This window comes from Streptomyces sp. URMC 127 (assembly GCF_051386535.1).
Classification (GTDB): Bacteria; Actinomycetota; Actinomycetes; order Streptomycetales; family Streptomycetaceae; genus Streptomyces.
Genome location: NZ_JBPQTW010000003.1, coordinates 1 through 21,598 on the forward strand (window position 1 = coordinate 1; position 21,598 = coordinate 21,598).

Below are 21,598 nucleotides of genomic sequence, written 5' to 3' on the forward strand. Positions count from 1 at the left end.
CGCCCGGCCTGGACCTCCCCGCCCCCTCCGCGCTGCTCGACCTCGCGAGCGGGCGCCCGCCGCAGGCCTCGGCCGTGCCCGCGGATCTCACCACCGGCTGCTTCTCCCTCGTGCCCCTCGGCTGCTCCGGCCGCGTGCACCACGGCGACCTCAACAAGGACAACGGCCTGATCGACCCCGCCACGGGCGCGGCCACCGGCCCCGGCACGCCGCGCGGCCGCACCGCCGGCAACTTCGAGCGCGCCGTTCGGGCCGCCGTCGCCGACACCCGACGCCAGTGGGCCGGCTTCCGCGCCGCGCTCGTCACCCGCTACGGCAAGGAGCGCGGCGAGCGCGCGGCATGCGCCCTGACGCACGACGACCCCGTACGGGCCTGCGCGCCCGTGGGCGGAACGACGTGACGACGGGGGAGCCGCGCCCGGACGCCCGAAGAGGCCAAGGTCACAGCAGTTGGCACTGCTGCAGGACGGCCCGGCTCCCCTAGCCTTCCCCCCATGACGGTCCTGCCTGACGAAGGCTTCTCCCTGGCCGCCGAGTTCCCGGACCCCACCCGCGAGCAGTGGCAGCGCCTGGTGGAGGGCGTACTGCGCAAAGCGGGCGCGGCTGACGCATCCGGCCCGGCTGCCGAGGCGGCGCTCGCCACCGAACTCCAGGACGGGCTCGTAACCGGCCCGCTCTACACCGCGGACGACGCCCCCGGCCTGCCCGGCTACCCGGGCTTCGCCCCGTTCGTCCGCGGCGGGCGCCCCGAGGGGACGGCCGCGGCCGGCTGGGACGTGCGCCAGCGCCACGCCCACCCGGACCCCCGGCGGACCAACGAGGCCGTACTCGCCGACCTGGAGAACGGCGTCACCTCCCTCTGGCTGACCGTCGGCCCCGCCGGCATCCCCGCCGAGGGCATCGCCACCGCCCTCGACGGCGTCTACCTCGACCTCGCCCCCGTCGTCCTCGACGCGGGCGCGGACTTCGAGCCGGCCGCCCGGGAACTGCTGCGCCTGCACGACGAGCGCGGCATCGCCCCGCACGCCGCCCTGGGCAACCTCGGCGCCGACCCGCTCGGCACCCTGGCCCGCACCGGCGACGGCGACCCCGACGGGCCGCTGGCCGCCGCGGCCGGCCTCGCCGCCCTGTGCGCCGGCGGCCGGCCCGGCCTGCGCGCCCTGACCGTCGACGCCCTGCCCTACCACGAGGCCGGCGGGTCCGCGGCCGAGGAGCTCGGCTGCTCGCTCGCCACCGGCGTCGCCTACCTCCGGGCGCTCACCGGCGCCGGGCTGACGGTCAATCAGGCCTGCGCCCAGCTGGAGTTCCGGTACGCGGCGACCGCCGACCAGTTCCTCACCATCGCCAAACTCCGTGCCGCCCGCCGGCTGTGGGCCCGCGTCGCCGAGGTCTGCGGCGCCGGCGGCGCGAGCGCCGCCCAGCGCCAGCACGCCGTCACCTCCACGGTGATGATGACCCGCCGGGACCCGTGGGTGAACATGCTCCGGACCACCGTCGCCTGCCTCGGCGCGGGCGTCGGCGGCGCGGACGCCGTCACCGTCCTGCCCTTCGACGACGCCATCGGCCTGCCCGACGCCTTCGCCCGCCGCATCGCCCGCAACACCTCCTCGGTGCTGCTGGAGGAGTCCCACCTGGCCCGGGTCATCGACCCCGCCGGCGGCTCCTGGTACGTCGAGAGCCTCACCGACGAGCTCGCGCACGCCGCCTGGGCCTTCTTCCAGGAGCTGGAGCGCGCCGGCGGCCAGGCCGCGGCGCTGCGCTCCGGCCTGGTGGCCGAACGGCTCGCCGCGACCTGGGCCCGCCGCTCCGCCGACCTGGCCACCCGCCGCGAACCCGTCACCGGCGTCAGCGAGTTCCCGCACCTGGCCGAGCAGCCGGTGCAGCGCGAGCCCGCCCCCGCGGCCCCCGGCGGCGGCCTGCCCCGGGTCCGGCGCGACGAGGCCTACGAGGCCCTGCGCGCCCGCTCCGACGCCCACCTCGCCGCGACCGGGGCCCGCCCGCGCGTCTTCCTCGCCGCGCTCGGCCCCGCCGCCGCCCACACCGGGCGGGCCACGTTCGCGGCCAACCTCTTCCAGGCGGGCGGCATCGAGCCCGTGCACGAGCCCGCCACGGTCGACGCGGCCTCCGCCGCCGAGGCGTTCGCGCGCAGCGGCGCTTCCGTTGCCTGCCTGTGCTCCAGCGACAAGCTCTACGCCGAGCAGGCCGAAGCCGTCGCCGCCGCCCTGAAGTCCGCGGGCGCCCGGCGGGTGTTCCTCGCCGGCAAGCCGGGCGGCGAGCAGCGGGAGGCGTATACGGCGGCCGGGGTGGACGAGTTCGTCTTCGCCGGCGCGGACGCCGTCGCCGTCCTGTCCTCCGTCCTCGACAGCATGGGAGTCGCGTGATGCCGTCCTCTCCGGTCCCCGACTTCTCCGGCATCGGCCTGGGCCCGGCGCACACCGCCCCCGCCGACCCGGGCCAGTGGCGCGCCGCCCTGAAGGAGGCCACCGGCAAGAGCGTCGAGGACCTCGTGTGGGAGACCCCCGAGGGCATCGGCGTCAAGCCCCTCTACACCGCCGACGACCTGCACGGGCTCGACTTCCTCGGCACGTACCCCGGCATCGCGCCGTACCTGCGCGGCCCGTACCCGACGATGTACGTCAACCAGCCCTGGACGATCCGGCAGTACGCGGGCTTCTCCACCGCCGAGGAGTCCAACGCCTTCTACCGGCGCAACCTGGCGGCCGGTCAGAAGGGCCTGTCCGTCGCCTTCGACCTGCCGACCCACCGCGGCTACGACAGCGACCACCCGCGCGTGACCGGCGACGTGGGCATGGCGGGCGTCGCCATCGACTCCATCTACGACATGCGGCAGCTCTTCGACGGCATCCCGCTGGACCGGATGAGCGTGTCGATGACGATGAACGGCGCCGTGCTGCCCGTCCTCGCGCTCTACATCGTCGCCGCGGAGGAACAGGGCGTACCGCCCGAGAAGCTGGCCGGGACCATCCAGAACGACATCCTCAAGGAGTTCATGGTCCGCAACACCTACATCTACCCGCCCCGGCCCTCGATGCGGATCATCTCCGACATCTTCGCGTACACCTCGCAGAAGATGCCGCGCTACAACTCCATCTCCATCTCGGGCTACCACATCCAGGAGGCCGGGGCCACGGCCGACCTGGAGCTCGCCTACACCCTCGCCGACGGCGTGGAGTACCTCAAGGCGGGCATCGGGGCGGGCCTGGACGTCGACGCGTTCGCGCCCCGGCTCTCCTTCTTCTGGGCGATCGGCATGAACTTCTTCATGGAGATCGCCAAGCTGCGCGCCGCCCGCCTGCTGTGGGCCCGGCTCGTCAAGCGCTTCGAGCCGCAGAACACCAAGTCGCTGTCGCTGCGCACCCACTCGCAGACCTCGGGCTGGTCGCTGACCGCCCAGGACGTCTTCAACAACGTGGCCCGCACCTGCGTCGAGGCCATGGCGGCGACCCAGGGCCACACCCAGTCGCTGCACACCAACGCCCTGGACGAGGCGCTCGCCCTGCCCACCGACTTCTCCGCGCGCATCGCCCGCAACACCCAGCTGCTGCTGCAGCAGGAGTCCGGGACCTGCCGGGTCATCGACCCGTGGGGCGGCAGCGCCTACGTCGAGCGGCTCACCCACGACCTCGCGCGCCGCGCCTGGCAGCACATCGAGGAGGTGGAGGCCGCCGGCGGCATGGCCCAGGCCATCGACGCGGGCATCCCCAAGCTGCGCGTGGAGGAGGCCGCGGCCCGCACCCAGGCCCGCATCGACTCCGGCCGGCAGCCGGTCATCGGCGTCAACAAGTACCGGGTCGAGAGCGACGAGCAGATCGAGGTCCTCAAGGTCGACAACTCCTCCGTGCGCGCCCAGCAGATCGAGAAGCTGCGGCGGCTGCGGGAGGAGCGCGACGAGACCGCCTGCCGGGACGCCCTGCACGCGCTCACCCGGGCCGCGGAGGCCGGCGGCGGGCAGGGCCTCGACGGCAACCTGCTGGCCCTCGCCGTGAACGCCGCCCGCGCCAAGGCGACCGTCGGTGAGATCTCCGACGCACTGGAGAAGGTCTACGGCCGGCACGCCGGGCAGATCCGTACGATCTCCGGTGTGTACCGCGAAGAAGCAGGGCCGTCGTCCGGTGTGGAGCGCACCCGCACCCTGGTCGGGGCGTTCGAGCGGGAGGAGGGCCGCCGCCCCCGCATCCTCGTCGCCAAGATGGGCCAGGACGGCCACGACCGCGGCCAGAAGGTCATCGCCACGGCCTTCGCCGACCTCGGCTTCGACGTCGACGTCGGCCCGCTCTTCCAGACGCCCGAGGAGGTCGCCCGGCAGGCCGTCGAGGCCGACGTGCACATCGTCGGCGTGTCCTCGCTCGCGGCCGGCCACCTCACGCTCGTCCCCGCGCTGCGCGAGCAACTGGCGGAGCAGGGACGGGAGGACATCATGATCGTCGTCGGGGGCGTCATCCCGCCGCAGGACGTGCCCACGCTGCTGGACATGGGCGCCGCCGCGGTCTTCCCGCCCGGCACGGTCATCCCGGACGCCGCCCACGACCTGCTGAAGACCCTCGCCGGGGTCCTCGGCCACGAGCTGTGAGCAAGGGCTCCTGACGATGGCACGGACGATCGACATCGACGCCTACGTGAAGGGCGTGCTCGACGGCAAGCGCGCGGTCGTCGCCCGCGCCATCACGCTCGTCGAGTCCACCCGGCCCGACCACCGGGCCCTCGCCCAGCGGATGCTGACCGAGCTGCTCCCGCACGCGGGGGCGGCCCGGCGGATCGGCATCACCGGCGTGCCGGGCGTCGGCAAGTCCACCTTCATCGACGCCTTCGGCACCATGCTGACCGGGCTCGGGCACCGCGTCGCGGTCCTCGCCGTCGACCCGTCCTCCAGCAGGACCGGCGGCAGCATCCTGGGCGACAAGACCCGCATGGAGCGCCTCGCCACCGACCCCGCCGCCTTCGTCCGGCCCTCGCCCACCGCCGGCACCCTCGGCGGCGTCGCGCGGGCCACCCGCGAGACCATCGTGGTCATGGAGGCCGCCGGCTACGACGTGGTGCTCGTGGAGACCGTCGGCGTCGGCCAGTCCGAGACCGCCGTGGCCGGCATGGTCGACAGCTTCCTCATGCTCACCCTCGCCCGCACCGGCGACCAGCTCCAGGGCATCAAGAAGGGCGTCCTCGAACTCGCCGACCTCGTCGCCGTCAACAAGGCCGACGGCCCGCACGAGCGCGACGCCAAGGCCGCCGCCCGCGAACTCGCCGGCGCGCTGCGCCTGCTGCAGCCGCCGGACGCCGCCTGGAACCCGCCCGTGCTCACCTGCAGCGCCCGCGAGGGCACCGGCCTGGACACGGTGTGGGAGCGGCTGGAGCAGCACCGCAGCGTCATGGACGGCACGGGCGCGCTGGCCGCCCGCCGGCGCGAGCAGCAGGTCGACTGGGTCTGGACGATGGTCCGCGAACAGCTCATGGACGAACTGCGCGACCACCCGGCCGTACGGGCGGCGGGCCCGGGCATCGAACAGCGGGTGCGGGAGGGCACGCTGCCCGCGGGGCTGGCGGCCGAGCGGCTGCTGGAGGCGTTCCGCCACGGCCCCGCCGGGGGCTGAGGGAACCTCCCCGGCGGGCCGCACGTTTTCCCCCGCACCGGCCGGAACGCGGCCGGAACCGGAGGAGCAGCGATGAACGACCTCGCGGCCGGAGGCAACGCACCGTTGCCCGACGGTGCGCTCTCCCTCCGCGTGACCGGCCCCTTCGACCTGTCGGTCATCGTCACCGGTGAGAGCGGAAAGGTCGCCGGAGACGGCGACTTCGTCTTCTACAACCAGCCGGCCGCCCCCGGCGCCCGGCTCGCCGGCGACACCGTCACCGTCGACCCGCGGCGGCTGCGGCACGGCGCCGCGCGCGTCACGGTCGTGGTCAGCCCGGAGCAGCCCGGCACGCGGCTCGGGGCGCTGCCCGTACCGGTCCTGACCGTCGCCGGCAGCGGGGGCGGGGTCCTGGCCCGGTTCGTGCCGCCGCGCCCCGGGCCGGAGACCGTGCTGCTGCTCGCCGAGCTCTACCGGCGCGGCACCGGCTGGAAGATACGGGCCCTGGGCCAGGGGTACGCGGACGGACTCGCGGGCGTCGCCAGGGACTTCGGCGTGGACGTCGCGGACGACGGCGCGGGGACCGGGACGCCGGGACGGAGCCCCGCTCCTGCGGCCGGCGGAGCGTACGGTGCGCCCGGCACCGCCGACGCCTTCACCGCGCTGGTGAACGCCGAGCGGGCCGCCGCCGGAGCACCGCCCGTGACCGCCGACCACCGGCTCGCCGCCGCGGCCCGCGCGCACGCCGCGGACATGGCCGCGCACGGCCGCCTCGCCGCCGAGAGCCCGGACGGCACCTCGCTCTTCCACCGGGTCGCCGCGTCCGGCTACCGCTGCCTGACGGTGGCCGAGCACCTCGTGTCGGGGCCGCGCACGCCCGCCGAGTTCGCGGCGTACTGCCTCGCGGACCCCGCACGGGCCCGGCCCTTCCGCGACCCGGCCGTCGTCCACATCGGTGCGGCCCACGCCAGCGGCCCCGGCGGGGACGTGTACTGGACCGCGCTGTGGGCCGCACCCATGACTCCCGGGGGCCTGGCCCGGCTCACCGAGGAGGTCACCGCGCTCACCAACGCCGAGCGCGCCGCGGCCGCGCTGCGCCCGCTGGCGGCCGACCACCGGCTGGCCGCCGCCGCGCAGGCGCACAGCGACGACATGGTCGCCCGTGACTTCTACTCCCACACCTCGCCCGAAGGCAGCGAGCCCTGGGACCGGGCGCGTGCCGCGGGCGCCCCGCACCCGGGGATCGGCGAGAACATAGCGTGCGGGCAGCGCAGCGCGGCGGAGGTCGTCCGGGGCTGGATGAACAGCCCCGGCCACCGCGCCAACATCCTCAAGCCGGACTTCGCGTACATCGGCGTCGGCTACGCCACCGGCAGCCGCGCGGGCACCTACTGGACGCAGCTGTTCGGCACGTAGCGGGCGGGGCCGCGACGGGGGCGGCCAGGGCGGCTACAGGGCGAGACCGAGCCCGTGCCCGGGCGTCGCCGCGAAGTGCCGCGCGACGTCCGCGTCCGTCACGTCCTCCAGCTTCGCCGGTTGCCACCGCGGCCTGCGGTCCTTGTCCACGACCTGTGCGCGGATGCCCTCCAGCAGGTCGGGGTCGGCCAGCGAGGCGCACATCACGCGGTACTCCTGCTCCAGCACGTCGGCCAGCTCGGGCAGCAGGCGGGCGCGGCGCAAAGCGCTGAGCGTGACCTTCAGCGCCGTCGGCGACTTGCCCAGGATCGCCTCCGCCGCCTTCGCGGCCCCGGGCGCGCCGCTGTCCGCCAGCCGGCCGAGGATCTCCTCTACGGTGCCGGCGGCGTAGCAGTGGTCGATCCAGTCCCGGTCCTCGGCGAGGCCGGAGGCGGGGGCCGGGGCGGCGAAGGCCCGTACGGCTTCGGCCGGTCCGGCCTCCGCCAGGGCGGCCGTGAACTCCGCGAGCCGCCCGGCCGGCACGAAGTGGTCGGCGAACCCGGCGTGCAGGGCGTCGCCCGGGCCCATGCGGGCGGTGGTCAGCGCGAGGTGCGTGCCGAGCTCGCCGGGGGCCCGGGAGAGGAGGAACGTGCCGCCGACGTCGGGCGCGAAGCCGATGCCCGTCTCCGGCATGGCCACCGACGAGCGCTCGGTGACGACCCGTACGCCGCCGTGCGCCGACAGGCCGACCCCGCCGCCCATCACCAGCCCGTCCATGAGGGCGACGTAGGGCTTGGGGTAGGAGGCGATGCGGGCGTTGAGGCGGTACTCGTCGCGCCAGAACTCCCGGGCCGCGGCGCCGCCGCCGGCCCGGACGTCGTCGTGCACGGCCCGTACGTCGCCGCCCGCGCACAGGCCGCGCTCGCCCGCGCCGTCGAGCAGCACGGTCGTTACCGCGGCGTCGTGCTCCCACGCGTCCAGGGCGCCGGCGATGCGGCGGACCATGGCGTGGGTGAGGGCGTTGAGGGCCCGGGGCCGGTTGAGCGTGATGCGGCCCACGCGGCCTTCCCGGCGCAGGAGCACGGCGTCGTCGGCGGCTGCCGGAGGAGCCATCGTGGCCCCGTTCACCGGGCGGCGGCGGGGGTGGTGCCGGCCGCGTCGGTGATGCCGCGGATCGGGCAGCGCGGGCCGGTCGCGCGCAGCAGCCGCAGGTCGGCCGTCACGAGCGTCGCCCCCAGCTCCTCGGCGACGGCGACGTAAGCCGCGTCGTCGGGCGTGAGGTTGTCCTTGAGCTGCCACATCCGCCCGAGCAGCGGCTCGACGGGCACCTTCCGCAGGGTCAGCCCCGGCAGCCGCCCGGCGACTTCCGCCACCCGCTCGGCGGTCACCTGCCCCGCCAGGTACATGCCGCGCAGCGACTGCATCACTTCCACGAGGATGTGCTCGGGGGCGGCCCAGTCGGCGTCCGCCGCGAGCGCGGCGCGGGCGCTCTCGCCCCGCGCCCCGTCGTCGGCGAGGGCGAGCACGAGGGCGGAGGCGTCGACGACGATCAAAGTGACTCCCAACGCAGTGCGTTCCGGCGGCCGTGACGAACGCGCCGGTTGCGGTCATCGCACGTTCCGCCGGACCCACGCCGTCGGGCTTCTCGCCGTTCCGGCGGGAAAGAATGGCCCGCCGCAACGGCGCGTCACCACGGTGGTGCGGGCCGGCGGTGTCCGCACGGTGCCGAAGCCGCCACTCTAGCCAGGCGCCGGGGGCCGGGGGCCGCCCGGGTGGATCAACGGACCGTCGTGCTTCGTCAGCCGCACGCGCCGGTTGCGGTGGCCGCGCGTTCCGCCGGACCCTCGCCGCGGGGCTTGCTCGCCGCGGCGGGCTCATCCTTCCCGGATGAGGCCGTCTCAACGGTGCGCAACCACCAACGCGGCTGCCCGGCGGTGCCGGACGTGCCGCGGCCACCACCCTGGCGGGGCGCGCGAGGAGTGGATCAAGGGATCCTGCTTCGGCTCAGCGCGGGCGCCACGTGCCCGCGACCCGAGCCACGCGCGTGGCGAGTGGACCACGGGCCGTCCCGCTTCGGCAGCCGCACGCGTGCTGCGCGGATCAGCGGAACGTCCTGCTGCGGCTCGGCGCCCGGCGTCAGTGGGCCGGGCCCGTCCAGTGGGCCGTTTCGCGGTCCTGGCCGAAGCCGGGGCGGACGGCGACGTTCAGCCGGCCGAGGCCGCCCGGCGGCACGTCGAAGGCGAGCGTGGCCTTGCCGGACCGCTCCGGCTCCAGGGCGCCGGTGAACGGCGTGCCGACGCCGCTCGCGCTGTCGAAGACCTGCCGGGCCCGGTCGGCCTTGTCGCCGGACTCCAGGGTGACCAGCACGCCCGCGGTGTCGAGGGGCTTCTTGCCGCCGTTCGTGAGGGCGACCGTCAACTTGACGGCCTGGTTGCCCGCTTCGTGGCCGAGGGCGGTGCCGCTCGGGGTGAACTTCACCGGCTGGGACACCGTCACCCTGAGGCCGTCGGGGTAGGCGTAGGTGTCCCCGAAGGAGGCCGTGCGCGACTTCGGGGAGGCCGACGGGCCGCCCGGGAGCGTGATGGTCGTGCCGGCCTTGCCGGAGCTTCCGCAGGCCGCGGCCGCCGTCGCCACCGCGGCCGCGGCCGCGCAGGCCACGGCCGCCCGCAGCGGCAGTCTCGTGCCCATGTGCACAGCCTGCGCCGGGCGGCCGTGCCGCGCATCCGGAGGGCGGGCGTCAGCCGCCCAGCGCCTTCTTGACCTGAGCCGCCTGCGGCCCGGAGTCCTGGGCGGGGATCTGCCAGCGGAAGGTCTTGCCCTCGCCGTCCGTGTAGGTGAGGACGCCGCCGCGCTGCGCCGCCGTGATGTCGAACGTGCGCGCCCGCAGCTGGGTCGCGCCGGCCCGGATCGGGCCGCCCGCGTCCAGGCCGGGCAGGAAGACGTTCGGCTCGCTGCTGACGGCCTGGCCGTCGCCGGCTATCCACTGCCAGCCGCCCTTCTCGGTCGGCGTGGTCTCCGCGGCCGCGGTGTCCGTGAGCGGCCGCTCCTGCACGGCGACCACGGCGTACAGGCCGTGCGAGGGCTTGTCGGTCGCGGTCTTGGCCGCGTACACGACGCTCACCGGCGTGATGCCGAGCTTGCCGCCGCCGCCCGCACCGACGGTCTCCGTGCCCTTGCCCAGGGCCAGCGGCTCCGCCGACGGCCCCGCCGGGGCGGCCGAGGGCGACGAGCCGGCCGGCTTCACGGTCTCGGCCTTCGATTCGTCGCTGCAGGCGGAGAGTGACAGGGCGGCGGCGAGGCTGAAGGCGGCGACGGTGACGGCAGTGGTGCGCATGCATCCCCCGGAGGTTCGGGTTACGTGAGGTGTGAAACGACCGGGGAACCGTACCCTCGGTAACAACCCCTCGAACGCCGGTCTGCATCAATCGTGACCCGCCCGCTACCGTCCCGGTATTGCCGTGGGGCACCTCATCCCCCTAAGGCGCCCCGAAAGGGTACGAGCCGGACTTGCGCGGCCCGCGCCCGCTTGTCGGCTCCCGCCCCTCGCCCGGCCCCGGGCACCGGACGGCCCGTCAGGCCTGGCCCGTCTCGAACCGGGTCACCTTCCCGCCGTCCACGGTGAAGTACCACTTCGTACGCATCTCGCCCCATGTGTCGTTGCGGTAGCGGGCGACGAGGGACAGGCCGTCGTCGCTCTCGGACTCGACGTCCATGTGGCCGTTGGACGTGAAGATCTCGCGGTCGGCCCACTGGGTGAGGTTGCGGTCGGTGCCGTCGTCCGCCATCGTCGCGCCCGGCGCGAGGGATTCGTGGAAGGCGGTGCGGTCGCCCGCGTTGAGGGCGCTCACCAGCGTCCGTACGGCGGGGTCGGAGAGCTGTTCGACGGGGATCACGGGACGGCTCCTTTCGGTGGTGTCCAGGCCAGGACAGCACCCCGGCGGCACCCGCGCGCGCCGGTCCGCCCGGATGGCGGACGGCCGGGCGGCCACCGTGCAGGCGGCCCGGAGAGCAGCACGCTACGAGCGGGACAGCCGCCGCGTCAGGCCCTTCTTCCGCCACGCCACGACCACCGCCGCCAGCCCGGTCACCGCGATGAACGCCGTCGCCCCGAGGAAGGCGGGCGACGTCGGCGCCGTGGCGTGGCTGCCGGCGATCACGTACGCGGCCGTGGCGGGCGCGCTGCCCAGGGCGGTCGCCAGCAGGAACGGCGCCCACCGCACCCGGGACACGGCGGCGCAGTAGTTGGCGGCGGCGAAGGGCACACCCGGGAAGAGCCGGACGGCCATCATCGAGCGGAAGCCGTGCCGGCTCAGCTGCCGGTCCGCCGCCCGCAGCCACTTCCCGCGCAGCAGCGGGCGCAGTGCGTCCTGCCCCAGCAGCCTGCCCAGCCCGAAGGACGCGGCCGAGCCCAGGACCGTGCCCGCGACGGCCGCGGCCGTCCCCGCGGGGGCGCCGAAGAGCGCGCCCGCCGCGATGTTGAGGATCGGGCGCGGCACGAACGCCGCCGTGCACACCCCGTACGCCGCGGAGAACAGCACGACGGCCGCGCCCCCCGACAGCTGCGGCCAGCCCTGGGCGAGCAGCCGCTCCGGATGCAGGGCGAGCACCGTGACCGCCGCGGCGGCGAGCAGGGCGACGAGCAGGCCCAGGCGGAACCACGCGGCGGGCCGGGCAAGCGGACGGCGCTCGGCGGGGCCGGGGGAGGGCGCGGCGGGAACGGGCATCGCTGGAGCCTAACCGACAGGGATATAAAGAGGTCGTCATCCCGGAAAGACGGGGCGGAAGCGGAACACTCCTTACCGCTGCGTTCACCCGGATGCCGTCCGCGCGTTCCCTCCGCGCAGCGGGCCCCGCCTGCGAAAACCGTTCGACGCTCCGCACCCCGTACGCGAGCATCGACCGCATGCACCGGCCACTATCAGGCCTTCCGCGCCACAAACCGCATCTCAACATCGGAATCCTCGGCCACTCCCGGCACGGCAAGACCACGCTCACCGCCGCCGTCACCAAGGTCCTCGGCGACCGCGGCCGGGCCGTCTTCGTCCCGCCCGCCCGCCTCGACCGCGCCCCGGAGGAGACCGTGTCGGCCGGCCACCGCCGCACCGTCGCCTGCGCCCACGTCGCCTACGAGACCGACACCCGCCACTACGCCCACACCGACCCGCCCGGCCACCCCCGCTTCACCGCGAACCTCCTCGCCGGCACGGCACGCATCGACGGCGCCGTCCTCGTCGTCTCCGCTGCCGACGGGCCCGCCGCCCAGACGGCCGGGCACCTGCTGCTCGCCCGCAGCACGGGCGTCCGCCACCTCGTCGTCGCGCTCACCAAGGCCGACGTGAGCGACCCGGAGCGCACCGGCCTGACCGAGCGCGAGGTCCGCGCCCTGCTCACCGCCCACGGCTACGACGGCGGGCACACCGCGGTCGTCCGCGTCTCGGGCCTGCGCGCCCTCGACGGCGACCCGCGCTGGACCGCCGCCGTCGAGGCCCTGCTCGACGCCGTCGACACCTACGTGCCGGCGCCCCTGCGCTACGCGGACGCGCCCTTCCTGCTCTCCGTGGACCGGGTCCTCACCCTGCCCCGGCGCGGCACGGCCGTCACCGGCGTCGTCGAGCGCGGCACCGTCCTGCTCGACGACCGCGTCGAACTCCTGGGCCGGGAAGGCCCCCTGACCACCCTCGTCACCGGCCTGGAGAGCTTCGGCCGCCCGCTCGGCGCCGCGCAGGCCGGCGACCGCGTCGCCCTGCTGCTCCGCGGGGTCCACCGCCGCGCGGCGCGCCGCGGCGACAGCCTCGCCGCTCCCCGCACCGTCGTGCCCCGCCGCCGCTTCGCCGCGGACCTGCGCCTGCTCGGGGCGGACGAGGGCGGCCGGCACACCCCCGTCTTCTCCGGCTACCGCCCGCAGTTCCACCTCCGCACGGCCGGCGTCCCCGGCACCCTGCACCTCGGCGGGCCCGGCGTCGCGCTGCCCGGAGAGACCCTCACGGCGTCCGTCGCCCTCGACCGGGACGTCCCGCTGGAGGCCGGTCTCCCCTTCGTCGTCCGCGAAGGCGGCCGCACCGTCGGCACCGGCACGGTCCTGGCACCGCACCGCTGACCGCTGACCGCACAATGGGGGCGTGAACGAACCAGGAGAACCGATACCCGTCACGCGGGACGTGGACTGGGGCACCGCCAAGCTGCTGCCCGACGTGGACCGGCCGCGGGCCTGGCTGCTCACCGTGGAGGGCTCGCCCCAGTCGTACGTCGACCTGGACGACCCCACCCACCTCGAATTCGAGTACGCCCAGCGGGTCGCCCACGTCCTCGACACCGCCGCCGGGCCGGACCACCCGCTCGACGTGCTGCACCTCGGCGGCGGCGCGCTCACCCTGCCCCGCTACGTGGCCGCCACCCGCCCGGGCTCCCGGCAGCGCGTCGTCGAGGCGGACCGCGGGCTGCTCGCGCTCGTCGCCGAGCACCTGCCGCTGCCGCACGGCTCCGGCATCGAGGTCATCGCCGGTGACGCGCGCAGCGAGCTCGAGGCGGCTCCCGCGGCGTCGGCCGACGTGATCGTGGCGGACGTCTTCAGCGGCTCCCGCGTCCCGGCGCACCTGACCTCGCTGGAGTACGCGCGGGCCGCCGCCCGGGTGCTGCGGCCCGGGGGCCGCTACGCCGCGAACCTCGCCGACGGCGCGCCGTTCACCTTCCTCCGCTCGCAGGTGGCCGGCTTCGCGGAGGTCTTCGCGCACGTGTGCCTGATCGCGGAGCCGCCGGTGCTGCGCGGGCGCCGCTTCGGCAACGGGATCCTCGTCGCCTCGCACGCCGAGCTGCCGGTCGCGGCGCTGGCCCGGCGCGCCGCCGCCGACGCCTTCCCGGCCCGGGTCGAGCACGGCGCGGCCCTGGAGCGGTTCACCGCCGGGGCCGCGCCGGTGCACGACGCGGACGCGGTGGGCTCTCCGGAGCCGCCGGGCGGGGCGTTCAGCGTGGGCTGACGCGGAGCAGCCGCCCGGCGGCCTGAGGGATCAGGAGCTCTTCAGGGGCCTGAGGGAGCTCATGATCTTCTTGATGACGTCGTCGGGGACCTCGTCCTCGGTGCCCGTGGCGCTGTAGAGGCACCACGTGGCCAGGTCGCCGTTGACGTCCTTGTACGTCACCGTCACCGACTTGGCGCTGGTGGCGCAGTGGTGCTTCTTCGCGACGCCCGTGACCGTGGCCGAGGAGGAGACGCCGGTGATGCCGTGGTCGCTCTTGAACTCCTTGCCCTTGGAGTAGTTGAACTTCCCGGTCTTCTTCTGGTCGAAGCCCCAGAAGAGCCAGTTCAGCGCCTCGTTCTCGGCGGCGTCGGCCTCGCTCTTGGCGCCCTGGGCGCCCTTGGTGCCGGCGGCGACGGGGGTGGCGTCCTTCTCGCAGCGGTCCTCGTTGAAGTAGGCCACGCCGGACATGGTGATGCCCTTGCCGTTGGGCGGGAAGGAGTGGTCGTCCTCGTCCTGGAAGCCGAAGCTCGTCCCCGGGGAGCCGACCTTCCACTCGGACGGCACGTCGAAGGCCACGTGCCGCTTGCTGTTCGTGACCACCTTCCACCCGTTGATCACGGGCTTGACCTCGACGTTCGCGCGCGGGTTGTCCGCCGGGTCCTCGCTCGCGCCCTGGGACGGCGCCGCCGACGAGGCGGAGGGAGCCGCGGTCGGCGCCTTCGTCGGGTCGTTGTGGGCCACGTTCTCCGTCTTGTCGTCCTTCAGCACGACGACGCCGGTGATCACGGCCGCGGCCACCACCGCGACCGCGGCGCTGATCGCGATGACCGTGGTCCGCTTGCGGTTGTCCCGCGGCGGCTCGGGCGCGCCGCCGGGCGCGGGCGTGGGCCACTGCTGCCCGCCGGGCGGCGGGCCCGGGGGCTGCTGCTGGTAGGGGTTCGGGCCCTGCCCGGCCGGCGGGTAGCCCGGCTGCTGGTACGGGCTGGGCTGCGGGTAGCCCGGCTGCGCGCCGGAGGGCGGTCCCGGCGGCGGTCCCGGTGTCTTGTACGGATTCGCGTCCTGCGGGTTCTGCTCGCCCCCGGGCGGCTGCTGTCCTGGCCACATGGCCGATAACCATAGAGGCAGATGGTGATCCCGGTGAGCCCGCCCCTTCCCACTGTTACTACCGGCTGGTAACTTGCGGGCATGTCCGAGACCAGCACCCAGCCCTCGATCGGCGACATGCTCCTGGCCACCGTGCCCATGGCCAAGACGCTCAACCTCGTCTTCGAGGAGGCGGGCGCGGAGCGCGCCGTCGTCCGCCTGCCCGACCAGCCCGACTACCACAACCACGTCGGGGGCCCGCACGCCGGCGCGATGTTCACCCTCGCCGAGTCCGCGAGCGGCGCGATCGTCCTCGCCGCCTTCGGCGACCAGCTCTCCCGCGCCGTGCCGCTGGCCGTCAGCGCCGAGATCGGCTACAAGAAGCTCGCCATGGGCCCCGTCACCGCCACCGCGGAGCTCGGCCGCCCGGCCGCCGAGGTCGTCGCCGAACTCGACGAGGGCGGCCGGCCGGAGTTCCCGGTCCACGTGGCGATCACCCGCGAGGACGGCGCGGTGACCGGCGAGATGACGGTCGTCTGGACCCTCCGGCCGAACAAGTAGCCGCTCCGCCGCAACCTGCGGGCGCCTGAGGGAGTCCTCTCCTCCAGTAGGCTTCCCGGCGTGCGCCTCGCGGCGCGCGCCGGGAAGAGATCGTCAAACCGGGGAGGAACCGGCGTTGCACATCCAGGAGTGGCTCGAATCAGTACCGGCGATCGCCGTCTACCTCTTGGTGGGCGGGGTCATCGGGCTGGAGAGCCTGGGTATTCCGCTTCCCGGTGAGATCGTCCTCGTCAGCGCCACGCTCATGGCGGCCACCCAGGACCACATCAATCCGTACGTCCTGGGCGCGTGCGCCGTTGCGGGCGCGATCATCGGCGACTCCATCGGCTATCTGATCGGCCGCAAGGGCGGCAAGCCGCTGCTCGAGTGGCTCGGCCGCAAGTTCCCCAAGCACTTCGGCCCGCACCACGTGGCCACCGCCGAGCGGTCCTTCCAGAAGTGGGGCATGTGGGCGGTCTTCGTCGGCCGCTTCATCGCCCTGCTGCGGATCTTCGCCGGCCCGCTCGCGGGCGTCCTGAAGATGCCGTACTGGAAGTTCCTGATCGCCAACGTGCTCGGCGGCATCGTCTGGGCCGGCGGCACCGTCGCCGTGATCTACTCCGTCGGCAAGGTCGCCGAGGAGTGGCTGAAGAAGTTCTCCTGGCTCGGCCTGCTCGCCGCCGTGCTCTTCGGCCTCGGCTCGCTGGTCGTCATGAAGATCAAGGCGAAGAAGGCCGAGGCGGCCCGTGCCGCCGAGCCGGCCGAGGCCCGGCCCGAGCCGGTCGGCACCGCCGACTGACCGCGCCGCCCGCACCACGCGCCTGAGACGGCCCCCCGATCCGCCCCGCGGATCGGGGGGCCGTCTCGTTTCCGTCTCGTGTCAGCCGCTGCGGCCCGCGTCCTGGGTCAGGCTGAGGCGGACCAGGTCGGCGAGCGTGGGGGCCGGGCGCTTGGCGCGGATACGGCGCAGGTAGGTGCCCACGGTGTGGACGCTGATGCCGAGCCGCCTGGCCGTCTGGTGGTAGGTGAGCCCGGCGCCGATGTGGGCCAGCACCTGCCGCTCGCGGGGCGACAGGCGCGGCGGTGCGGTCTGGACGCTGCGGCCGGGCATCTCGTCTCCATGGGGCTGGCGGAGCCGCGCGGCATGGGTGGCCTGCGGCCGGCCGCGGGTGAAGGTCGTCCGCCCGCGCGACGCTTTTAGAGGGATCTAACCACGAACTCTGCTAAATGCAAGTAAAAGAGAGTGACCGTCCTGTCAATGGCCCTTTAATTAAAGGCAGGACGGCTGTCAAGTCCCCAACTTCAGCGGCTCCAGCCCCGCTTCGAACCGGGCGAGTGTGAGAGGCGCCGCCGACCGCGGCGCCAAGGCCCGGAGCGACCGGAGGGGGACCGCGCGTGGGGCACTTCCGCCTGCTCGTCGTCGGCAACGGAATCTCGGCGTACGGCAGCTACCTGAACATGGTGGCGCTGAACGTCTTCATCTACCACGTCACCGGCAGCGCGCTCACCGCCGGTCTGTTCATGGCCGTACGCCTCGTGACCAGCGTGCTCGCCGGCTTCGTCGCCGGGCGCCTCGTCTCCACCCGCGACCGCAAGCGCCTGATGGTGGGCGCCGACCTCACCCAGGCGCTCGCCCTGCTCGCGCTGCTGCTCGCCCCGGACGGCGCCCGCGTGGGGCTGCTCTTCGCCCTGGCGGTGATCACCGGGTCCTGCGCGACGGTCTCCCAGGTCGCGCTGCGCAGCAGCGTGCCGGAGATCGTCGGGGCCGAGCACCGGGCCCGCGCCAACGGCCTGCTCGTCACCGGCCGCTCGCTCGCCATGATCGCGGGCTTCGCGTCGTCCGGCCTGGTCGTGGCGCACCTCGGCTACGCCACGGCGTTCGCCCTGGACGCCGTCACCTTCGTGATCTCCGCGACCATCATGTTCCTGCTGCCCGTACGGACCCGGTCGGCGGCCGCCGGCGCCCCGGCGGAGGGAGCCGCGGAGCAGGAGGAGAGCGGCGCCGCCAAGGGCTTCGCCCGGGCGCTGCTGCGCACGGCGCCCCTGCTCGCGGTGATGATCGCCGTCCGGGCGGTCGACGGGCTGGGCTCCTCGTCCCACAACGTGGCCCTGCCCATCTACTCGGACAGCCTGGACCCCGCCCACCCGGCCACGTTCATCAGCCAGTTCTGGGCCACCTGGGCCCTCGGCAACATCGTCGCGCAGCAGCTGTTCGGCCGGGTCACCAAGAAGACCGGCCGGACCCCGGGGGAGCGGGCGTTCGCGCTCGGGGCGTGCCTGATGTCGGCGGCGTTCATCGTCGTCTTCGCGGGCCTGCCCACCGTGCCCACCATCGCCGCCGCGCTGGTGGCGGGCATGGCCGACGGGTTCACGGAGATCGTCTACGTCTCCCGTCTGCAGGCCGCCCCCGACGCCGAGCGCGGCCGGCTCTTCGGGCTGTCCGCCTCCGCCGAGAACACCGGCTTCGGCCTCGGCATGCTCGTCAGCGCGGCCCTGCTGGAGTCCTTCTCCCCCCTGCAGGTCGTGGCCTCCTTCCACGGACTGGCCATCGCCCTGTGCGTCGTCCTGCTGGCCGTGCTCGCCGGCCGCGGCGGCACCCCCACCCGGCGCCCGGACCGGCCGGAGGGCCGGGACGACCGGGCGGCCCGGGACGTATCGACGGCGGAAGGCCGCAGCTCATGACACCCACGCCCCACCACCGCAAGCACGCCGACCGGGCCGTCGCCGTCATCGGACTGGCCTTCCGGTTACCGGGGGCGGACACCCCCGAGGAGTTCTGGCGCATCATCCGCGACGGGACGGACCGCATCACCCGCTTCACCCGCGAGGAGCTCGCCGCGGCGGGCGTGCCCGCCGAGCAGTACGAGGACCCCGGCTTCGTCGGAGCCTCGGGGATCCTCGGCGACATCACCGGCTTCGACGCCCCGCACTTCGGGATGAGCGCCCGCGAGGCGCAGCTGACGGACCCGCAGCAGCGCCTGTTCCTGGAGTGCGCGCAGCACGCCCTGGAGGACGCGGGCTACCCGGACGAGCGCGACGGCAGCCGGATCGGCGTCTGGGCCACCGCGGGCTACCACCTGTACACGCTGGAGACCTACCAGCTCAACAACGTCCTCCCGAGCACCCCTGCCGACAACTGGATGGCGGGGATGCAGATCGTGACGGGCAACGCCCCCGACTTCACCGCCACCCGCGCCGCCTACCGGCTCGGCCTCACCGGCCCCGCGGTCAGCGTGCAGACCGCCTGCTCCAGTTCGCTCGTGGCCGTGCAGACGGCCGCGCAGGCGCTGCTCGCGGACGACTGCGACGTCGCCCTCGCCGGCGCCACGGCGATCCACGTCCCCCAGGTCCTGGGCTACCGGTACGTCAAGGGCTCCATCCTCTCGAAGTCCGGCCGGCTGCGCGCCTTCGACGCGGGCGCGGACGGCACTGTCGGCGGCACGGGCGTCGCCGCCGTCGTCCTGAAGCGGCTGGACCGGGCCCTCGCCGACGGCGACACCGTGCGCGGCGTCATCCGCGGCTGGGGCACGACCAACGACGGCGCGGACAAGAAGGCCTACAGCGCCCCCAGCGCCGGCGGCCAGCGCGCCGCGATCCGCCGCGCCCTGGACCGGGCGGGCGTCGGCGCGGACACCATCGGCTACCTGGAGACCCACGGCACCGGCACCCTCAAGGGCGACCCCATCGAGTTCGACGGGGCCGCGGCCGCGTACCGCGAGGACACCGACCGCACCCACTACTGCGCACTCGGCTCGACCAAGGCCAACATCGGCCACCTCGACGTGGCCTCCGGCCTGGCCGGCCTGATCAAGACGCTGCTCGTCCTGGAGCACGGCCTCATCCCGCCGATGGCGAACTTCACCGCCCCCAACCCGCTGCTCGCCCTGGACGGCAGCCCCTTCTACATCCCGGCCGCCGCCCGGCCCTGGCCCGAGGGCGACCACCCGCGCCGCGCGGGCCTGACCTCCCTGGGCATCGGCGGCACCAACGTCCACCTCGTCCTCGAACAGGCCCCCGAGCCCGTGCCCCGCCCGGCCGCCGCCCCGGCCCCGCCGGACGTCCTGCTGGTCTCCGGCAGCAGCGAGGAGGCGCTGGCCGCCAACGCCCGCGCCTTCCGCGACCGGCTGCGGGAGCGCCCCGGCACCCGCCCGGCCGACCTCGTCACCACCGCCGCGCTCGGCCGCGCCCACGGCCGCCACCGGCTCGCCGCCCGCGGCACCGCACCCGCCGCGCTCGCCGCCGCCCTCGACGGCTGGCTCGCGGGCGAGGCCACGGCGGCCGTCACGGCCGGGACGGCACCACGCGACGGCGCGGCGGGCGTCGCCTTCCAGTTCACCGGCCAGGCCAGCCCGTACCCGGGCATGGCGGCGGAGCTCTACGAGCGCTTCCCCGCCGTACGGGACGTGCTCGACGCCTGCGAGGGCCACCACCGCGACCTCGGCGGCGGCTCCCTGCTCGACGGGCTGCTCGGCGCCGCCGGGGCCGGCGGCGCGGACTCCCCGTGGGCCACCGACACCGCCCAGCCCGCCCTGTTCGCGCTGCAGTGCGCGCTCGTCCGGCTGTGGCGGGAGACGGGCGTCGCCCCCGGGCTCGTCACCGGGCACAGCGTCGGCGAGTACGCGGCCCTCCACGCCGCCGGAGCCCTCACGCTGGAGGACGGCCTGCGCCTTACCGCGGCCCGCGGCCGGCTGATGCAGAAGCTGTGCGCCCCCGGCGCCATGGCCGCCGTGCCGCTCACCCGCGGCGCGGCCCTCGCCCTCGCCGCCGAAGTCCCGGGCGCCGAGCTGTCCGTGGCCAACGGGGAGCGCTCCCACGTCCTCGCCGGGCCCGTCGCCGCCGTGGACCGGGTGCTCGCCCTGCTGGAGGAGCGCGGCACGCCCGGCGAGCGCCTCCCGGTGGAACGCGCCTTCCACACCGCCCTCGTGGAGCCGATGCTGGAGGACTTCCGGGCGGCGCTCGGCGACATCGCCTTCCGGCCCCTCCGGATCCCCTTCGTCAGCGGCGTGGACGGCGCGCTCCGGGCGCCCGGCTGGACACCGGACACCGCGTACTTCCTGCGGCACACCCGGGAGCCGGTCCGCTTCGACGAGGCGCTGCGCACCGTCGGCGCGCAGAAGCCGGCGGCGGTGGTCGAGATCGGGCCCCACACCACGCTCAGCGGCCTGGCGCGCCGGGCCCTGCCGCAGGTGCCCGCCCTGCCGTCGCTGCGCCGCGGCACGGGCCTGGGCGCGCTGTGGGGCGCGGCGGCGGGCCTGCACTGCGCGGGCGCGGACCTTGACTGGCGGCCGCTGCTGGCGGGCTGCGGGGGCCGCCGGATCCCGCTGCCGGGCTACCGCTTCCAGCACAAGGACTACTGGACAGGGCCGGAGTTGACGGCCGTACGTACCGGAACACCAGCGACAGATGGAGCCACAGTGGTACAGCACCAGGCAGCGGTCGAGCGGGTCCTCCGCAGCATCGTGGAGTCGGCCGCCCGGCACCTCGGCCACGACCCGGACGCCATCACCGGCGAGACCTCCTTCTTCGACCTCGGCGCGGACTCGCTCCAGATGATCAGCGCGTTGCGCGAACTGGAGCAGGAGTTCCGCGTCAAGGTCTCGATGCGGGAGCTGTTCGAGGAGACGGGCACGCCGCGGCGGCTCGCGGAGCTCATCACCGCGCGGATGCCGGGGGAGACCCTGGAGGCGGCGGCCGCGCCTGCCGCGCCGCCGGTGGCTCCGGCGGCGCCCGCGCCGCCCGCCGCGGAGCAGTGGCCTGCAGCGCCCGCGCCTGCCGCTCCGGCGGCCCCCGTTGCTCCCGCGGCCGCGGCCGCCCCCGCCGTCCCGGAAGCCGGCGCACCCCAGTACGCCACGCGCCAGGAGCTGGAGGACCTCGCTCACAAGCTGCAGCAGATATCGCAGATACAGCTGCAGATGATGTCCCAGCTCTCCCAGCTGCTGTCGCTGCAGACCGCCGCCGCGACGGCCGGTCTCAACGGCAGCACGGCGGCGGTGACCCGGTGAGCGGCCTCGACGCCGCCTCGGCGGCCCTTGAGAAGGA

18 protein-coding genes and 1 pseudogene are annotated in these 21,598 nt (G+C 75.0%); 11 read left to right on the plus strand and 8 right to left on the minus strand.

What is annotated here, in order from left to right; translation table 11 throughout:
• The 5 genes and pseudogenes from ACSNOH_RS01615 to ACSNOH_RS01635 form a co-directional block, all read left to right on the plus strand.
• A pseudogene (locus ACSNOH_RS01615) lies at positions 1-401 on the plus strand (CinY protein); the annotation flags it as partial.
• Between the two features lie 93 nt (positions 402-494).
• Positions 495-2,381, plus strand: coding sequence for a methylmalonyl-CoA mutase small subunit (gene mutA, locus ACSNOH_RS01620; protein ID WP_436719319.1), 1,887 nt, complete (start codon positions 495-497; stop codon positions 2,379-2,381).
• Complete coding sequence (gene scpA, locus ACSNOH_RS01625) at positions 2,381-4,591, plus strand: methylmalonyl-CoA mutase (RefSeq protein WP_436719320.1); 2,211 nt, start codon at positions 2,381-2,383, stop codon at positions 4,589-4,591. Before mutA ends, scpA begins: the two co-directional genes overlap by 1 nt.
• Positions 4,592-4,607: 16 nt before the next feature.
• The gene (meaB, locus tag ACSNOH_RS01630) at positions 4,608-5,606 is read left to right on the plus strand and encodes a methylmalonyl Co-A mutase-associated GTPase MeaB (protein WP_436719321.1); all 999 of its coding nucleotides are present in this window, start codon (positions 4,608-4,610) and stop codon (positions 5,604-5,606) included.
• A 72-nt stretch (positions 5,607-5,678) separates the two neighbouring features.
• Complete coding sequence (locus tag ACSNOH_RS01635) at positions 5,679-7,001, plus strand: CAP domain-containing protein (RefSeq protein WP_436719322.1); 1,323 nt, start codon at positions 5,679-5,681, stop codon at positions 6,999-7,001.
• Positions 7,002-7,034: 33 nt separating this feature from the next.
• Here ACSNOH_RS01635 and ACSNOH_RS01640 read toward each other — a convergent pair whose 3' ends face one another.
• The 6 genes from ACSNOH_RS01640 to ACSNOH_RS01665 all read right to left on the minus strand — a co-directional run bounded on the left by ACSNOH_RS01640 (position 7,035) and on the right by ACSNOH_RS01665 (position 11,704).
• Positions 7,035-8,093, minus strand: a complete 1,059-nt coding sequence (locus ACSNOH_RS01640; protein ID WP_436719323.1) for an enoyl-CoA hydratase/isomerase family protein — start codon at positions 8,091-8,093, stop codon at positions 7,035-7,037.
• An 11-nt stretch (positions 8,094-8,104) separates the two neighbouring features.
• The gene (locus ACSNOH_RS01645) at positions 8,105-8,533 is read right to left on the minus strand and encodes a type II toxin-antitoxin system VapC family toxin (protein WP_436719324.1); all 429 of its coding nucleotides are present in this window, start codon (positions 8,531-8,533) and stop codon (positions 8,105-8,107) included.
• Positions 8,534-9,116: 583 nt separating this feature from the next.
• On the minus strand, positions 9,117-9,668 hold the full coding sequence (locus ACSNOH_RS01650) for a DUF4352 domain-containing protein (protein WP_436719325.1): 552 nt from the start codon (positions 9,666-9,668) through the stop codon (positions 9,117-9,119).
• Positions 9,669-9,717: 49 nt separating this feature from the next.
• Positions 9,718-10,314, minus strand: coding sequence for a hypothetical protein (locus ACSNOH_RS01655; protein ID WP_436719326.1), 597 nt, complete (start codon positions 10,312-10,314; stop codon positions 9,718-9,720).
• A gap of 238 nt (positions 10,315-10,552) precedes the next feature.
• The gene (locus tag ACSNOH_RS01660) at positions 10,553-10,873 is read right to left on the minus strand and encodes a nuclear transport factor 2 family protein (RefSeq protein ID WP_436719327.1); all 321 of its coding nucleotides are present in this window, start codon (positions 10,871-10,873) and stop codon (positions 10,553-10,555) included.
• A 123-nt stretch (positions 10,874-10,996) separates the two neighbouring features.
• The gene (locus tag ACSNOH_RS01665; protein WP_436719328.1) at positions 10,997-11,704 is read right to left on the minus strand and encodes a TVP38/TMEM64 family protein; all 708 of its coding nucleotides are present in this window, start codon (positions 11,702-11,704) and stop codon (positions 10,997-10,999) included.
• A gap of 179 nt (positions 11,705-11,883) precedes the next feature.
• Here ACSNOH_RS01665 and ACSNOH_RS01670 point away from each other — a divergent pair, with 179 nt between their 5' ends.
• Entirely contained in the window at positions 11,884-13,077 is a 1,194-nt protein-coding gene (locus ACSNOH_RS01670) for a GTP-binding protein (protein ID WP_436719411.1), read from the plus strand.
• Between the two features lie 22 nt (positions 13,078-13,099).
• Positions 13,100-13,954, plus strand: a complete 855-nt coding sequence (locus ACSNOH_RS01675) for a spermidine synthase (RefSeq protein ID WP_436719329.1) — start codon at positions 13,100-13,102, stop codon at positions 13,952-13,954.
• 30 nt (positions 13,955-13,984) lie between these two features.
• Here the strand turns inward: ACSNOH_RS01675 and ACSNOH_RS01680 are convergent, their stop codons facing one another.
• Positions 13,985-15,040: a hypothetical protein gene (locus tag ACSNOH_RS01680; RefSeq protein WP_436719330.1), complete on the minus strand. Its 1,056-nt coding sequence runs from the start codon at positions 15,038-15,040 to the stop codon at positions 13,985-13,987.
• A gap of 81 nt (positions 15,041-15,121) precedes the next feature.
• Here ACSNOH_RS01680 and ACSNOH_RS01685 point away from each other — a divergent pair, with 81 nt between their 5' ends.
• Positions 15,122-15,580, plus strand: coding sequence for a DUF4442 domain-containing protein (locus ACSNOH_RS01685; protein ID WP_436719331.1), 459 nt, complete (start codon positions 15,122-15,124; stop codon positions 15,578-15,580).
• A 115-nt stretch (positions 15,581-15,695) separates the two neighbouring features.
• Positions 15,696-16,358 (plus strand): DedA family protein, encoded by a 663-nt coding sequence (locus tag ACSNOH_RS01690; protein ID WP_436719332.1) that lies wholly within the window; start codon positions 15,696-15,698, stop codon positions 16,356-16,358.
• 81 nt (positions 16,359-16,439) lie between these two features.
• Here ACSNOH_RS01690 and ACSNOH_RS01695 read toward each other — a convergent pair whose 3' ends face one another.
• The gene (locus tag ACSNOH_RS01695; RefSeq protein ID WP_436719333.1) at positions 16,440-16,670 is read right to left on the minus strand and encodes a response regulator transcription factor; all 231 of its coding nucleotides are present in this window, start codon (positions 16,668-16,670) and stop codon (positions 16,440-16,442) included.
• A 284-nt stretch (positions 16,671-16,954) separates the two neighbouring features.
• On the opposite strand from ACSNOH_RS01695, the gene ACSNOH_RS01700 reads away from it, so the two are divergent.
• Positions 16,955-18,241, plus strand: coding sequence for an MFS transporter (locus ACSNOH_RS01700; protein ID WP_436719334.1), 1,287 nt, complete (start codon positions 16,955-16,957; stop codon positions 18,239-18,241).
• On the plus strand, positions 18,238-21,561 hold the full coding sequence (locus ACSNOH_RS01705) for a type I polyketide synthase (RefSeq protein WP_436719335.1): 3,324 nt from the start codon (positions 18,238-18,240) through the stop codon (positions 21,559-21,561). Before ACSNOH_RS01700 ends, ACSNOH_RS01705 begins: the two co-directional genes overlap by 4 nt.
• Positions 21,562-21,598: the final 37 nt, after the last annotated feature.